The organism is Luteitalea pratensis (assembly GCF_001618865.1).
Lineage (GTDB): Bacteria > Acidobacteriota > Vicinamibacteria > Vicinamibacterales > Vicinamibacteraceae > Luteitalea > Luteitalea pratensis.
Genome location: NZ_CP015136.1, coordinates 2,190,121 through 2,204,469, shown reverse-complemented (window position 1 = coordinate 2,204,469; position 14,349 = coordinate 2,190,121). Strand labels below are relative to the sequence as shown.

General features: G+C 68.6%; 12 protein-coding genes and 1 pseudogene. 4 read left to right on the top strand and 9 right to left on the bottom strand.

Going from position 1 to position 14,349, the window contains the following annotated elements:
- Positions 1–103: 103 nt before the first annotated feature.
- Positions 104–1,333: a lactate racemase domain-containing protein gene (locus LuPra_RS09060; protein ID WP_234800799.1), complete on the top strand. Its 1,230-nt coding sequence runs from the start codon at positions 104–106 to the stop codon at positions 1,331–1,333.
- Between the two features lie 170 nt (positions 1,334–1,503).
- On the opposite strand, the gene LuPra_RS09055 is transcribed toward LuPra_RS09060, so the two are convergent.
- Positions 1,504–2,742 carry a metallophosphoesterase family protein gene (locus LuPra_RS09055; protein WP_110170442.1) on the bottom strand — a complete coding sequence of 413 codons (1,239 nt, stop codon included), beginning with the start codon at positions 2,740–2,742 and terminating at the stop codon, positions 1,504–1,506.
- Positions 2,743–2,892: 150 nt separating this feature from the next.
- Positions 2,893–3,819 carry a sugar phosphate isomerase/epimerase family protein gene (locus tag LuPra_RS09050; protein ID WP_110170441.1) on the bottom strand — a complete coding sequence of 309 codons (927 nt, stop codon included), beginning with the start codon at positions 3,817–3,819 and terminating at the stop codon, positions 2,893–2,895.
- A 90-nt stretch (positions 3,820–3,909) separates the two neighbouring features.
- Between LuPra_RS09050 and LuPra_RS09045 the strand changes: the two genes are divergently transcribed.
- A complete protein-coding gene (locus tag LuPra_RS09045; protein ID WP_110170440.1) occupies positions 3,910–5,085 on the top strand; it encodes a hypothetical protein in 1,176 nt (391 codons plus the stop codon).
- 139 nt (positions 5,086–5,224) lie between these two features.
- Here the strand turns inward: LuPra_RS09045 and hemG are convergent, their stop codons facing one another.
- Genes hemG through hemN form a run of 3 tightly spaced genes read right to left on the bottom strand, consistent with a single transcriptional unit; the run spans position 5,225 to position 9,257 of the window.
- Entirely contained in the window at positions 5,225–6,670 is a 1,446-nt protein-coding gene (gene hemG, locus LuPra_RS09040) for a protoporphyrinogen oxidase (RefSeq protein ID WP_110170439.1), read from the bottom strand.
- Positions 6,667–7,740, bottom strand: coding sequence for a ferrochelatase (gene hemH / locus LuPra_RS09035; RefSeq protein ID WP_110170438.1), 1,074 nt, complete (start codon positions 7,738–7,740; stop codon positions 6,667–6,669). The genes hemG and hemH overlap by 4 nt, the downstream gene beginning before the upstream one ends.
- 2 nt (positions 7,741–7,742) lie before the next feature.
- A complete protein-coding gene (hemN, locus tag LuPra_RS09030; protein WP_157898926.1) occupies positions 7,743–9,257 on the bottom strand; it encodes an oxygen-independent coproporphyrinogen III oxidase in 1,515 nt (504 codons plus the stop codon).
- Positions 9,258–9,341: 84 nt separating this feature from the next.
- Here hemN and LuPra_RS09025 point away from each other — a divergent pair, with 84 nt between their 5' ends.
- Positions 9,342–10,136, top strand: a complete 795-nt coding sequence (locus tag LuPra_RS09025) for a class I SAM-dependent methyltransferase (RefSeq protein WP_110170436.1) — start codon at positions 9,342–9,344, stop codon at positions 10,134–10,136.
- 28 nt (positions 10,137–10,164) lie between these two features.
- Positions 10,165–10,236, top strand: a pseudogene (locus LuPra_RS34360) (PEP-CTERM sorting domain-containing protein); the annotation flags it as partial.
- Between the two features lie 61 nt (positions 10,237–10,297).
- Here the strand turns inward: LuPra_RS34360 and LuPra_RS09015 are convergent.
- From LuPra_RS09015 to LuPra_RS09000, 4 genes are read right to left on the bottom strand one after another with little or no spacing between them, the layout of a single operon-like run.
- The gene (locus LuPra_RS09015; RefSeq protein WP_110170434.1) at positions 10,298–11,563 is read right to left on the bottom strand and encodes a glycosyltransferase; all 1,266 of its coding nucleotides are present in this window, start codon (positions 11,561–11,563) and stop codon (positions 10,298–10,300) included.
- A gap of 51 nt (positions 11,564–11,614) precedes the next feature.
- Positions 11,615–12,367 (bottom strand): GDSL-type esterase/lipase family protein, encoded by a 753-nt coding sequence (locus LuPra_RS09010; RefSeq protein WP_110170433.1) that lies wholly within the window; start codon positions 12,365–12,367, stop codon positions 11,615–11,617.
- 38 nt (positions 12,368–12,405) lie between these two features.
- The gene (locus LuPra_RS09005; RefSeq protein ID WP_110170432.1) at positions 12,406–13,191 is read right to left on the bottom strand and encodes an SDR family NAD(P)-dependent oxidoreductase; all 786 of its coding nucleotides are present in this window, start codon (positions 13,189–13,191) and stop codon (positions 12,406–12,408) included.
- Positions 13,192–13,193: 2 nt separating this feature from the next.
- On the bottom strand, positions 13,194–14,315 hold the full coding sequence (locus LuPra_RS09000; protein WP_157898924.1) for a sugar phosphate isomerase/epimerase family protein: 1,122 nt from the start codon (positions 14,313–14,315) through the stop codon (positions 13,194–13,196).
- Between the last annotated feature and the right edge of the window lie 34 nt (positions 14,316–14,349).

Here is a 14,349-nt window from a genome sequence, read left to right as displayed (position 1 = left end):
TTCAGAGTTCGTCACTATTCGCTATGATCGCCCTACCGTGACCGACGCTTCGCAAGGTTCGTCCGCCATCGCCGGCCCTGACACGTCCGTTTCGCCTGACGCCGTGGCCGACGTCCTGGCGAAGACCTGCGCCGCCGACGGCCTGCGCGGCAAGCGCGTGCTCGCCATCGTCCCCGATGGCACGCGGACCGCCCCTGTCGGGCTCGTGTTCCGGCTCCTCCACGAGCAGTTGTCCGGCGTCGTCTCTTCGCTGGATGTGATGATCGCGCTCGGCACGCATCAGCCGATGTCGGAGGAGGCGATCTGCCGTCGCCTCGACATGACGATGGCGGAACGGCAGACGCGGTACCGCGAGGTGGCGTTCTACAACCACGAGTGGGACAACCCCGCCGCCCTGCAGCCTGTCGGCGTGCTCTCGGCCGAACGCATCCACGAACTCACCGACGGCGCTTTTTCGATCGACGTGCCGGTCGAGATCAACCGCCGTGTCCTTCAGTACGATCGCATCGTCATCATCGGCCCCGTGTTTCCTCACGAGGTGGTCGGGTTCTCGGGCGGGAACAAGTACCTGTTCCCGGGCGTCGGCGGCCCAGAGATCCTCAACTTCTTCCACTGGCTCGGGGCGGTCGTCACCAACCCGATGATCATCGGCAGCAAGTGGACGCCCGTGCGCAAGATCGTGGATGCCGCAGGCGCGCTGGTGACGGTGCCCAAGACGTGTTTCTGCATGGTGGTCCGTCCCGACGGTTCGCTCGCCGCCATCGTCGGCGGCACGCCCGAGGCGGCGTGGACCGAGGCCAGCGAAGTCTCGCGGCGCACGCACATCGTCTACAAGGAGCGCGCGTATCACACGGTGTTGTCGTGCGTGCCGAAGATGTACGAGGACCTCTGGACCGGCGGCAAAGGCATGTACAAGCTCGAGCCGGTCGTCGCCGACGGCGGCGAGTTGATCATCTACGCGCCGCACATCTCCCAGGTATCGGTGACGCACGGCCGCCTGCTGCTCGAGATCGGCTATCACTGCCGCGACTACTTCCGCAGCCAGTGGGATCGCTTCGGGCAGATGCCGTGGGGCGTGATCGCGCACTCGACGCACGTGCGTGGCATCGGCACCTACGAGAACGGCGCCGAACAGTGCCGCATCAAGGTCACCGTCGCCAGCCAGATCCCCGAGCACATCTGCCACCAGATCAATCTCGGGTACCGCGACCCGGCGACCGTCGATGTGGAGTCCTTCGCGAACCGCGAGGATGAGGGCGTGCTGCTGGTCCGCAAGGCCGGCGAGATGCTGTATCGCCTGCAGAACCCGCCCGCATGGGCGGTCGGCTCATAGAAACCACGGATGCCGGGAATGCCGCGAATGCCGCAATGTCGAGGGCACAGAGCCTTCGGCATACCATCGCCAAGTCGAGACAGACCCATGTGTTGTTGGCACCTTGGATGTCGTCCTCCGAGGTCTCGACATTCCGGCATCGCGGCATCGCGGCATTACAAGACCTCTCTCTAATCCCATCTCTCTGCCCACGCCGTGCCTCCCTCCTCGTCGACGTACTCGATGTGGAGCACCGGGCCATCGAACGTGAGCAGGGCAAAGCCGTGCATGCCGCGCGCGAGGTCGGTGGGCGACCTCCGTGTCTCGATGCGCACGATGTCGACGGGGTGTCGTCGCGTCAGCAGGTCGGGGGGCACGTACGGCAGCGCGCCGTGACCGATGCACCGGCATCTGACGCCGCGATGGTCCGCATATTCGACCAGGTGGTGTTCGTGCCCCCAGAACCAGCCATGGAACCGCCCTGCGGCCAGGTGGGGTTCCAGCCATTGCTCGAGCGCGCTGCCACGCTTGCGAAAGGCCGAGAGCAGGTGGTGGTGGGTCAACAGGATGGGCCGCGCCCGGCCGGCGAACTGCGCCTCCAGCCACGTCATCTGGGGCGTCGTGAACGAGCCGTTCACGTAGCCTGTGTCGAGGCCGATCAGCCGCCACGCGGCGTTGCCGAGGCTGAAATAGCTTGCCGGCTGCCCGATCGCCGGGAGCAGATGGCCGAAGTACCCGTAACCGCCGCAATACATGTCGTGATTGGCATTGAGGGCCCAGTACCGCGCGCGGGACGGCCCATGCGCCCGCCACATGTCGAGGAAGTGCAGGTGGACCTCGCGGGGCGTGCCCGAGTAGTAGACGTCACCAAGATGGATGACGTGATCGGGATCGCGCCGCGCAATCTGGCGCGCGACGGCCGCGGCGTGGCGCCCGCCGGTACCCCAGTCGGAGACGAGCGCCACCGACGCACGATCGGCGAGTTCGAAGCGGAAGTCTTCGAGGCGGGCATGCTCGGGAAAGGGCGCCTTCCCGCGCACGCGAGCCCGCAGGCGGTGGTACAGCGTCGAGAGCCAGCGGACGTCGCGGATGTCGAACGCATCCGCGGAGACCAGGTCGAGCCGCTCCTCCATCGCACTCTGCACGAGCGCGACCGTCGGGTGGCTCGGCATGAAGTCGAGATCGTCGTCCTGGTCCACCGGCGCGCCCGGTAGTTGCGCGAGCGCGGTCTCGCGATCGAGCCAGTCCTCGGCCTGCAGGAGGTCCTCGATCAGGCGATCGCGACAGCCGGACCAGCCATCGGCATGCACCTCCACGGCCTCGCACGCGAGAGCGCGGCTGACCGAGTCGTCCTGTTCGAGGGCCTCGACGGTGCCTTCGAGCACCTGCCGCACCGTCTGCTCGTCGCGTGTCGCCTGTCTCAACGCCATCGGCTATTCCCGGCCTTGGGCGTTCGGCCTTCGGCCTTCGAAGCTGTCCGCGGTTCGTACCAGCTCGTCCTTCCGCCGCCCTCTGACCTCGCCCCTACCTCCGTCCTCCGTCCTCTCTCCTCCGTCCTCTCTCCTCCCAAGACCTGAGAACTACGTCGGCATGCGAAACGTGCGGCGCACGTACTCGATGTTGGCCTTCGTGTCGGCGACGAAATCGCCGCTCGGCGAGCCGGTCTCGAGCACGTACCAGCCACGGTAACCGATGGCCTCGTACTCGCGAGCCAGGCGTGGCCAGTCGAGCTGCTCCGCGTCACGCATCAGCTGCGGTCCGTTCTTGATGTGGACCTGGTGGATGCGTGCGCCGAGCATCGCCGGCTCACCGTACGGGTCGTGCACCTTCGCCTTGATGTTGCGCGCGTCGTAGTAGACCCCGACAGCGTCCGATCCGATCGCATCGAGCAGCCGCAGGTTGTCTGCGGCCGAAATCCAGTCCTCGAGGCCGACGACAACGCCTGCCTTCTCGGCGTAGCGCGCGACCTCCTTCATCATCGCAACGAAAGTGTCGACCTGCGCCTGGCTGGTCATGTCGATGTGGCTGTCGCCGAGGATGGGCAGGAGGATGTTGGTGGTGCCGATGCTCCGCGCCACCTCCACGGCCTCGACCAGCAGGATGGCGGAGGCCGGGTTGGTGTGGAACGGCAGCCGCGACTTGCCCGGATTGCCGATGGCGAGCGAGCAGATCTGCACGCCGTTCTCGAGCGCGGCGCGCTTGAACGCCACTTGTGTCTCCGGCTGCCGCAGGTGCGGGCTGCCGTCGGTGGGAAACGTCAGGCTCACCTGGATGCCGTCGAGCCCCAGTTCCCGCGCCAAGGCAATCTTCGTGATGTCGCCACGTTTGCCAAGGTTCCAGTCGGTCATCCCGACCCGCACGGAGAGCGGCTGTCCAGACGGGGACGGATTGGGCTCCGCGCGCCGTGCCGGTAAAGCGGGTGCCGCCGGCGCCTGGGCAGACGTGAGCGACGGCAGCGAGACCGCCCCGAGGGCGGCGGCGTGGGAGAGGAAGTCGCGACGATGCATGCGGCAATCTAGGCCGAGTGGTGACGACTTGGGAACTGCAAACTTCGCCCCTGGTGTGCGGCCGCCGACGGTGCGGCGTTTTCATCCGATATGACGGCCATCCCGACCGCAGGTGCGACCCTGCCCTCGGTCGAGACCATCGACCGGATCCGCGCCATCGACCGGGCGCCGCTGCGCAACCTGCACATCACCCAGGCCTATCACGCGCTCGCCTCGGCTTTCGCGGCCCGTACCGGCGGTGGTACGAACTGGTGCGTCTTCGCGACGTGGGCGTCGCGGCAGGCAGGCCAGACGATTCGTGGCGAAGACCTGCTCGAGACCTTGCGCGGCCGGTTGCGCCTGCCGGCGCGGTGGCTGCATCCCATTCACTCGCTCTGGCGCGTCCTGCTGGCACGCGGCCTGTACGACGCCGACACCCGGCTCGGCCGCGTCGTGCGCGCCATCCAGGGACCACTCGATCCGTTCGAGCACGCCAGCGATGCGGTGGCGCGCGGCAACCGCAAGGTGTTCGAAGAGATCGGTCGCGAGTTCGCGCGCTTCCTCGCGGCTGGCATCGGCACGACAGCGGACTCGGGCGGCGCCCTCGAAGCCTTCATCGGTGGGCTGCGCGACGGGGACCCGCCGGACGGGCAGCGGCTCCTGCGGCGGGCGTTCAACCGCTACGCCGTGGCGATGCGTGAGGACGCCCCGGCGGTACGGGCGCAGGCGCTGTACCTGGCCAACCTGGAAATCGGCTGGCACGAGCAGACACGGTTGCAGCCGGAAATCCTCGAAGCCCTGGACGCGCCGATGTTCGAGCTCCGTGAATCGGGACTACGGATCCTCGAGGCGCTCAGTCCCGGGGCGAGTCGATGGCCTGCGGTCGCGCGCACGCCCCTCGCATGGCTGCTCGGAAGCGCCGCGTGGCCACTGGCCCGCGCGGCACGGGCACTGGTGCGAGAAGTGATCACGTCCGCCCTGATGACGCTGCGCCTGCCGGGTGATCGCGTCGCGTGGCTCGGACACAACCTCGAGTTGCCCGGTGCTCCCAGCCTGTCCGGACCGGCGGGCGACGAACTCCTCGCTGTGCTGCACCGCTTCGGCTGCAATCAGCCCTGCGCCCTGGATTGCGGCGCCGCGGACTGGAGCGGACTCGCCGCACGGCTGCACTACATCGCGCACCTGTTCCGTGCGTTGCACGACGACGCGTCGTTGTTCGACGCGCCGTTCACGGACGTGCAGCTCGAGGCGATGAGCGCGGGGCGGCTGCCCGACGGGACGCTGTAGACGAACGCAGAACCCGCCTCCGCGGCAGGCCGCTACGGCGAGGCAGGCGCTGAGCGTCGAGCAAGCTCGACGCCTACATCGTGGTGGTGACCGACTCCCGACTCCCGACTCCCGGTCGCCGTCCCTTTCCACCCGACGCCTACACGCCGAGTCGAGTCGGTCGGTGCTCGGTGCGCACGGCGGCGCAGTGGCTGAGGACGCGGGTCGCGACGGTCTGCGCATCGGCGATGCACGCGTTGATCGACACACCGCGATAGGCGTTGCCCGCCAGTACCAGGCCTGGCCATCTGGCAAGTCGGGCTTCGGCACGCGCGAGGCGATCGAGGTGCCCGACGGTGTACTGCGGAATGCCCGTGCGATGGCGGACGATCCGAACGATGTGTGGCGTCGCATCGACGCCCATCGCGACCCTCAACTCCCTTCGGACCACATCGAGCACCGTCGCATCGTCCAGATCCACGGCGTCCGGGTCGGTCGCCCCACCCAGCATCACGCGCATCAGCACGTGGCCCTCAGGGGCGCGGCCCGGATAGACCGACGAGTCCCACAGGACGCCGAGCGTACGCATACCTTCGTTTCGGGGAATCAGGTAGCCGAAGCCGTTCAACGGATGTCCGACGGCGCACGTTGCGTACCCGAGGCACACGACCACCATGGAGGCGGTCGGCATCGCCTCGAGCGTGTCTGCCAGTGGGGTGTCGAGCGCACGCACCATCGTTGCAGTCGTCGCCGCGCCGCTCGCGAGCACGACGGCGTCGGCCTCGACTGGCGCCTGTCCATCGATATTCAGCTGGTACCGGCCAAGGCCCCCGGTCATCTGGCAGACCTCGACGCCAGTGCGCACGACGTCACCGAGGCGTGTCGTGAGTCCGCGGACGAGATCCTCTGCGCCACCGCGAAAGGATGTCAGTCGCCCGAGTGGTGTCCCCATGGCCTCGCCGCGACGGCGAGGCTGCTGCCGTCGGCGGGCGATCATCGCGCGGACCAGGCCGCCGTGTTCTGTCTCCAGCGTCCACATCTTCGGAAAGCAGGCGCGCAACGAGAGCTCACGGGCGTCGCCGCCAAAGATCCCCGACACCATGGAATCCACCAACACGTCGGCGGCCTCGACGCCGATGCGGCGCGAGGCGAACGCGTGGATGGTCTCGTCTCCGCCTGGCCGCGGTCGCGCGAAGGGCTCCATCGCCAGGCGAAGCTTGGCCGGCCACGACAGCAGGCGGCTGCCGACGAGGCCCACGGGGCCGCCTGGCACGGGAAGGACTCGGCCACCGCGGAAGATGAACCGCGTGCGGGACCTGTCGTCGCTCGGCTGCAACTGCGCGTCGAGCCCCAGATCCCTGGCGAGTGCCAGCGTCGCCGGTGCGTTGTCGAGGAAGCCGTTGGGCCCCCACTCGCACAGGAACCCGTCGACGTTTTCCGTCCGGATGTGGCCTCCGGGACGCGGCGCGCGTTCCAGCACGGAGACGGCGATTCCTTGCGCGCCCGCCCCTTGCGCGAGGAGCGCGTGCGCGACGGACAAACCCGCGATGCCGCCGCCGACGATGGCGACGCGCCGTCTCGCCGTGGCGCTGTCGGTCGGGCTCATGCGACGGCGAACTGCCGACCCACGAGATCGACGAGGGCCTCGATATAGAGCGGGTGGGTGTTCAGCGCCTCGCTCCGGCGATAGTCCAGGATTCCCGCGGCCATTGCATCGTCCTTGAACAACTGGTCGACCTCGTAGAGGGTCTCGATGTGATCGGAGACGAACGAGACCGGCACCATGAGGACTTCCTTGACACCCTGCCGGCCGAGGTCGCGAAGGACCTCCTCGGTACCGGGGCCGATCCATGTGACCGGACCGGTTCGTGACTGGAACCCGATCGCGTGGCGGTTCGGCATGGCGACACGGCCGAGGATGCCCTGCACCGTCCGATGCGTGTGCTCCACGTACGGGTCGCCTTCGTCCACGAACTTCCTGGGCAGGCCGTGCGCACTGAAGAGCACCGTCACGTGGTTGCGGCGGTGGGACGGGAAGCCGTCGAGGGCGCGGCGGACATTGTCTGCCATCGCGTCGAGGTACAGCGGGTGATCGGGATACGCGTCGACGTGGCTGACGTCGAACCGGCCCTGCCACTGCGGCTGCGCAAGCACACGATCGAGCTCCCGGCGCGATGAACCGGTCGTGGCCCGCGAGTAGTGCGGATACAGCGTGACCGTCACGAGCCTGGAGACGCCCTCGGACGCGAGCCGCTGCAACGCGGTATCGGTGTCGGGCTGCCAGTATCGCATCGCGATCTCGACGATGTGCCGGCGGCCGGTGACGCGGTCGAGCCGATCGTTGAGCGCGAGCGCCTGCGCACGCGTGAGCCGCAGCTGCGGCGACCCGCCGCCGATCGACGCGTAGTTGCGACGCACGCCGTTGCCGCGCGCCCTGGCGATGATGCGCGCGACCACGGGCTGCAGCAGTGCGCCCATCGGCAGCTCGATGATGTCGCGGTCCGAGAACAGGTTCACGAGGAACGGCTCGACCTCGTCGAGCGTCCCGGGGCCGCCCATGTTGAACAGGAGCACCCCGACCGGTGGGGCATCGAACGCGTGCTCGACGACGCGGGCGGTGGGGGCGGGGAGCTTGCACCAGGCTGGGGCGCGGTGAGTGTCGATCGCGACGGACATGGCTAGACGGTCCTCGAGAAGACCGGCGCGTCGCCGCGCTTTTCGCGCAGGTGCCGGTCGAAGATCATGCAGATGTTGCGGACGAACAGGCGGCCGGTCGGAGTGACGCGCAGGACTCCGCCCTCGTCCCGGAGGAAGCCGTGGGCGATCGGCCCCTCGGTGAGTTCACGCCGCTCGATCGCGAAGTAGGTGTCGAACTCGATGGCGAATCGTCGTGCGGTCGCGCGCGTGTCCAGTTGCAGGTTGCAGATCAGCTGCGTCACCACGTGGCGCCGCACGACGTCGTCCTCGTCGAGGACGTAGCCGCGTTGAACGGGCAGGCGGCCGGCATCGATGGCCTGGTAGTACGCACTCAGCTTCCTGGTGTTCTGCACGAACGCGCCAGCCACGTCGCCGATGGCCGAGACGCCGAATCCGACCATGTCGGGAGCGGGCCGCGTCGTGTACCCCATGAAGTTTCGGTGAAGCGTGCCGGCCTCGGCGGCACGAGCCAGGTCGTCATCGGGCAGCGCGAAGTGGTCCATGCCAATGGGCCGGTAGCCGGCGGCGAGGAAGCGAGCGCGCGCGGCCACGAACAGTTGCAGCTTGCGATCGGCCGAGGGCAGTTCCTCGACGTTCAGCAGTTTCTGATGGGCACGGATCCAGGGGACGTGCGCAAACGAGTACGCGGCCACGCGGTCCGGGCGCATGTCGATGACCGTCTCGACGGTCCGGCCGAACGAATCGACGTCCTGGCGCGGGAGTCCGTAGATCAGGTCGACGTTGATCGAAGCGAAGCCGAGCGCCCGGGCATGCGCGACGAGCGCTCGCGTCGCCTCGACGCCCTGGATCCGATGGATGGCCTGCTGCACGTCCGGGTCGAAGTCCTGGACCCCGAGCGACAGTCGGTTGAAGCCCAGCGCGCTCAGTGTCTCGATCTGTTCAGACGACGTGACGCGCGGATCGACCTCGAGCGCGAGTTCGCCAGCCGGATCGATCGCGAAGTGGCGTCCGACCTCCTGGTGCAGCGCCCGCATCTGGTCGGGCGAGAGATAGCTGGGGGTGCCGCCGCCCCAGTGGTACTGCACCACCTGACGCCGCCTGCCGAGGGCCTCGGCCACCATGCCGATCTCGCGGAACAGGTATTCGAGGTACTGCTCGGCGACCTGGCGTTTCCTGGTGACGACGACCGAGCAGCCGCAGAAGGCGCAGCGAGACTCGCAGAATGGCAGGTGCACGTACAGGGACAGCGGCGCATCCGGCTTGGCGGCCGCGGCCGCGAGGTGCGTGGCGTACCTGCCGGCGTCCACGCCCTCGTGGAACTCCACGGCCGTCGGGTACGAGGTGTAGCGCGGGCCCGGACGGTCGTACCTGCGCAGCAGGTCGAGGTCGACCGCCTGGGACTCCGCATCACCATGCCACGGCGGCGCGACCTGTCGCAGCGATGAGGAGGGAGCGTCGCGCAGGCCGGCACCGGGCACACAACCCGATTGTGCAAGGCGCGGGCCACGCACGAGGTCCACGAATTGCTGCGGCAACTGGTGTTCCCGGTACCTTTCGGCAGGGAATTTTCGGCCCGCTGGGGAGGAACCCCCGGCAGCTGTCCGATAGAATCGGCGCGCATGGCCAACCCGTTCGGCGACGACTTCATGGCCGCCGGGTACGCGGCAAGTCGCCCGGCCGTCCACCCTCGCGTCATCGATCAGCTACGCGTCTGGATGGATGGCGCCGTCGTGCACCGGGCCGCCGACATCGGCTGCGGTGCCGGGTTGTCGACGCGCCCGCTTGCGTCGCTGGCCAGGATGTCGGTGGGGTTCGATCCGGCCGAGTCGATGGTGCGCGCAGCGGCACGAGTCGTACCCGGTGCGCTGTTTGTGACCGCGGGTGGCGAGGCGATGCCATTCGACGACCACTCCATCGACCTGCTCACGGCTGCCGGCTCACTCAACTACGCCCGCGATCTGGACGCGACCTTCGCCGAAGCGGTGCGTGTGCTTGCACCAGGCGGCCTGCTCGCCGTCTACGATTTCTCGCCGGGTCGTTCCTTCGTCGATTCGGATCGGCTGGATGCCTGGTTCGAGGCGTTCATCGCGCGCTACCCGTTTCCGGCCAGCCAGGCACGGCCACTGTCGCCATCCCTGCTGGAAGCAGCCGCGTCGGACCTGGTGCTGGTGCGCGGTGAGACCTTCGAGATTCCGCTGGCTCTCGAGCCCGCCTTCCACGTCGACTACATGCTCACAGAGACGTGTGTGCAGGACGCCGTGCGCCGCGGCACGCCACTCGAAAGCATCCGCAGTTGGGTCACCGAGACGCTCGCCCCGGTGTTCGACGGCCGCCCCCACGACGTCCTGTTCCGCGGCTACCTCGCGACGCTCACAGGAACTCAGGAACGCAGGAACACAGGGCTCAGGGACTGAGGAAATTTCCTGAGATCCTGAGCTCTTCCTGGCGGACAACTTCGACGTGCCGGAGCCCGCCGCGTTGCTCCTGTTCGGCCTGGCCGCGCTGGCTGCGGTCGTCGTCGCCGGTCCTGAATCGCGGCAAGCCGGAGTGATTGGGGGCGGCTCGGAAGCTGCCCCTACCTTTGTCGCGCAAGCAGGCGTTCGATCGCGTCGCAGGCCGTACCGACGCCGTCCTCGGCGCGGACGCGTGCCGCGACGTGCGCCGCCGCGGTGGCCATCTCCCGATCCTCCAACACCTCGCGCAGGGCCTGGGCAACGCGTCGCGCGCGGTACCGCCCCGGCCTGATCACACGAGCTACACCCAGGCGCCGGGCCCGATCGGCGTTGTCGGGCTGGTCGTGCGCAAACGGCACCACGATCATCGGCCGCCCGGACGCCAGCGCGTGATGCAGCGTCCCCGCACCGCCCTGGTGCACCACGGCGGCAGCGCGTGGGAACAGCGCGGCATGCGGCGCGTACTCGACAGCGATGACGGCATCCGGGAGCGGCGCAGAAAGGCGGCTGGCACCCTGGTACCCGACCAGGAGCACGGCACGACAGCCGACGGCCCGGACGGCTGCGATGCTCTCTTCGTAGAACCGGCCCGGCGCACCGACCGCGGACGTCCCCAGCGTGAAGACCACCGGCGGCGGTCCAGCCGCCAGGAACGCCTCGAGTGCGTCCGGCCACCCGCTCACGCCTGCGCCGTTGTAAGGGATGGCGCCGGTCACGACGACGTGTGCGGGCCAGTCAGCCTGCGGGTCGGCAAGCACGCGCGAGAACAGCGCCAGCACGAGGTGCGGAGAATGCTGTCCCTCGTACACCGGATCCCCGCCGGCCGGAAGTCCACTGGCAGCCCTGAGCGCGGCAACGGGCCTTGTCCAGTTTCGCGTCGCCTTCCGGGCCATCGCCACGAGCGTGCGGCTCACCAGCGGTGATCGCTCCGCGATGCGGCGCAGCCACGGCGCTGGCGGGAGTACCGGCACGTCGTGCACGGAGAAAAACGACATCGGCGCCAGGACCATCGATGCCCACATCGTCCCGAGTTCCTCGGCCAGCACGGGCACGGCGAAGGTAGCTGGATGGCTGATGACGAGCTCGGCCTGCGCGACGGCAGGCCGGAGATCTGCAGCGGCGGCGCCCAGCGCCGGCATCAGCACCTGCCTGAACAGGAACTCGGTGCCCCGGTGCGCATCCATCACCCGCGCGATGAACGCCGAGTCGCCAGGATCGATGTCCGGCCTGACGGCGTGAAAGCCGACCCCGGCTCGTTCGACATCGGGCCGGTACAAGGGGCTCGTCGCCACGACGACGTCATGGCCGCGGTCACGCAGCCCCACGGCAAGGCCGAGCGCGGGGTTCAGGTCACCATGCGATCCCCACGTGGCTATGACGATGCGCATGGGTCGAGACGGTCGGGCGCGCAAACGACCGGCATCACGCCGCGGAGGACCTTACTGGCGGCGCGATGCGCCATCGGTCGACACTTCAGCCCACGCAGCAGTGATGACCGGCCTGATCAACTCGACGATGCGGTCGTATGCGGGCGGCAGGTAATGCAGGTGGTCGGGCAGGTAGAGGTCCATTCTCGGCTGCCGTGGCGTCTCCTCGAGCGCTGGGTGCAGGTCGATGTAGCCGCGTCCTGGCGTGCGCGCGCTGTACTCACGGACGCGCGCGTTGGCGTCGTCAACCACACTCCACCGATCGCGCTTCTGCGGCGCCCTGATGATCGACGCAAAGTACAGACGCGTGTCCGGGAGCGCCTGGCGCACGCGCTCGGAGAATGCTTCGTAGCGTGAGGCGATGTCCGCGGCGGACTCGTTAGCGTTCACGTCGTTGCTGCCGCAGTAGTAGACGATCACCCGCGGCTTGTACGGCAGGACGATGCGATCCATGTAGTGCAACTGCTCGGCGGTGCGGGAGCCACCGAAGGCGCGGTTGAAGACCGGCAGGGGCGCCATCTGTGCGGCCAGGTTCGTCCATTGCCGGAAGATGCTGCTCCCCACGAAGAGGATGCCGCCGGCCGGTGGCCGCGCAGTCCGGTCCGCCTCCTCGAACGCGACGACGTCCTTCTCGTAACGCGACAGGTCGAGTGGCGCCGGTACGGCGACCCGAGGTGCGGTGGCGACACCCTGGGCGTTGGTGGGGCTGTCTATCGCAGCCGCGACGACACAGGCGGCCGCGAGGCACACGTGACCAATCCACATGGACGCATTATCCGCCCGCCTGGCGCGCACCAGGCCGCTCACTGGGCGGTCCAGCCGCCGTCGAGCGCGAGCGCCGTGCCGGTCATGAACGACGAAGCGTCCGAGGCAAGGAACAGGACAATCCCCTTGACCTCGTGCAACTCGCCCCAGCGGCCGAGCGGCAGTTTCTGGACGAACGCCTGGTATTTCTCCGGATCGTTCAACAGCTGGCGATTCATCTCGGTGCCGAAGGGGCCTGGGCAAATCGCGTTGACGGTCACGCCCAGGGGGGCCCACTCCAGCGCCAGGACGCGGGTGAGCCCGAGAACCGCCGCCTTGGAGGAGGCATACGGCGATCGGCCGGGCAACGCGATCGTCCCGAGCATCGACGAGAGGGTGATCACCCGCCCCCAGCCGCGTGCGCACATCGCGGGACCGAAGGCGCGGGCCACCAGGAACGGCGCCTTGAGATTGGCGTCCATCACCGCATCCCAGTCGGCCTCGGAGATCTCGCCGATGTTGCCGCGGATGTTGATCCCGGCGTTGTTCACCAGGATGTCCACATGACCGACCGCATCGGCCACCTGCCGCGAGAGATGCTCGACAGCTGCCGACGTCGTGAGTTCGCTCGTCACGCCCACGACGCGTCCGCCGGTCGTGCTCGCGAGCGAGGCCGCCGCGTCCTGCGCCGCGCCCGGCGTGCGGCTCGTCAAGCACACCGAGGCTCCCGCCTCGGCAAGGGCTTCGGCCATCACGAGTCCGAGTCCGCGAGCGCCGCCGGTAATCAGGGCGGTGCGGCCATTCAGTCGAAACAGGTCCAGCGCGTGCGGGCGTCCGTCGGACATGCTCAGGCGGTCTCCAGTTTCAGCACGTCGCGCGCGTAGGCGACACAGGCGCGCACGTGCTCGTCTTCGAGTTCGACCTGCGCCGCGGGCGCGAGGCCGGTGATGCGCCGCAGCGGGCGGGCAGGCGCGCGCGACAGGATCTGCTGCTCGAACCGCTGCAGCCGCGCAGCGTCGCGCGCCGTCGCGTCGAACGCCACCCAATAGCGCTCGTTGCGAAATGGCACGCGCAGTGGGTCGCGCGTGATCATCTCGAGGCACAGGGCCGCGTCCGGCCGTGCACTGCGGATCGCGCGCACGTACCGATCGAGCGGCAGTATCCCCTGCCCCAGCGGCACCTCCGACAATTCGAACCCGTCGGCGGTGGGCTTCACGGCCATGTCCTTCAGGTGCGTCGTGACGGCCAGGGGTGCGAGCACCTCGATGGTCTCGTCGGGATGCTCGAGGAGCGCGAGGTTGTTGCCGAAATCGACGCAGGCACCGACAAAGCGGCTGTCGACCGCACGGAGCAGTGCCGCCAACTCCGGCGCCAGCCAGTCCTTGTGGTTCTCGATGCCGATGGCAAACTGCTGGCGCTCGAATTCGGGCCGCAGGCGCAGCAGCGTCTCCCGCCATTTCGTCGTGAACGCCGCCCAGGCCGACGCCGTCTCGAAGGTCTCGTAGCGTCGACCCGACAGCAGCGCGACACGTCCCCGGGTGGCGCCGAGGGCCCGCGCCGCGGTCACGGCCTGTGCGTAGGTCTCCGGCGTTTCGAGGTACCGCGACGGGATTGAGACTTCGAGCGCGATCGCGTCCTTCTCGTACGCGGCACGGATCGCGGCCAGCGCGGCCGGGTCGCCGACCGGCACCTGCGAGAGATCGATCTGTCCGCCGCGCGCGCCGAACCGGAGGCAGAGTTCCCGGAACGCATCGGGGCCCAGCGCCGCCGCGTTGCTCTTGAGGATGTCGCGGCCCTGCGACATGCGCACGGCGAATGACGTGTACGCCAGGTACATCGACGTGGCGGGTCGAGCCGCGCTGCCCGCCCGTGCCGCCAGCCATGGACTCGCCAGCAGGGCGGCGACGAAGCCGCGGCGATCGACGCCAGGCATCTCGCGGTCCACCTCCGCCACGACTGCGGCGGACATGTCGGCGTTCCGCCTGCGCCAAGGCTGCGGCGGA

Excerpts from the sequence above, each read along its gene's own strand:
- LuPra_RS09025 (WP_110170436.1), top strand. The coding sequence starts at position 9,342 with ATGGCCAACCCGTTCGGCGACGACTTCATGGCCGCCGGGTACGCGGCA.
- hemH (WP_110170438.1), bottom strand. The coding sequence starts at position 7,740 with ATGTCCGTCGCGATCGACACTCACCGCGCCCCAGCCTGGTGCAAGCTC.
- LuPra_RS09015 (WP_110170434.1), bottom strand. The coding sequence starts at position 11,563 with ATGCGCATCGTCATAGCCACGTGGGGATCGCATGGTGACCTGAACCCC.
- LuPra_RS09045 (WP_110170440.1), top strand. The coding sequence starts at position 3,910 with ATGACGGCCATCCCGACCGCAGGTGCGACCCTGCCCTCGGTCGAGACC.
- LuPra_RS09055 (WP_110170442.1), bottom strand. The coding sequence starts at position 2,742 with ATGGCGTTGAGACAGGCGACACGCGACGAGCAGACGGTGCGGCAGGTG.
- LuPra_RS09000 (WP_157898924.1), bottom strand. The coding sequence starts at position 14,315 with ATGTCCGCCGCAGTCGTGGCGGAGGTGGACCGCGAGATGCCTGGCGTC.
- LuPra_RS09050 (WP_110170441.1), bottom strand. The coding sequence starts at position 3,819 with ATGCATCGTCGCGACTTCCTCTCCCACGCCGCCGCCCTCGGGGCGGTC.
- hemG (WP_110170439.1), bottom strand. The coding sequence starts at position 6,670 with ATGAGCCCGACCGACAGCGCCACGGCGAGACGGCGCGTCGCCATCGTC.
- LuPra_RS09005 (WP_110170432.1), bottom strand. The coding sequence starts at position 13,191 with ATGTCCGACGGACGCCCGCACGCGCTGGACCTGTTTCGACTGAATGGC.
- LuPra_RS09010 (WP_110170433.1), bottom strand. The coding sequence starts at position 12,367 with ATGTGGATTGGTCACGTGTGCCTCGCGGCCGCCTGTGTCGTCGCGGCT.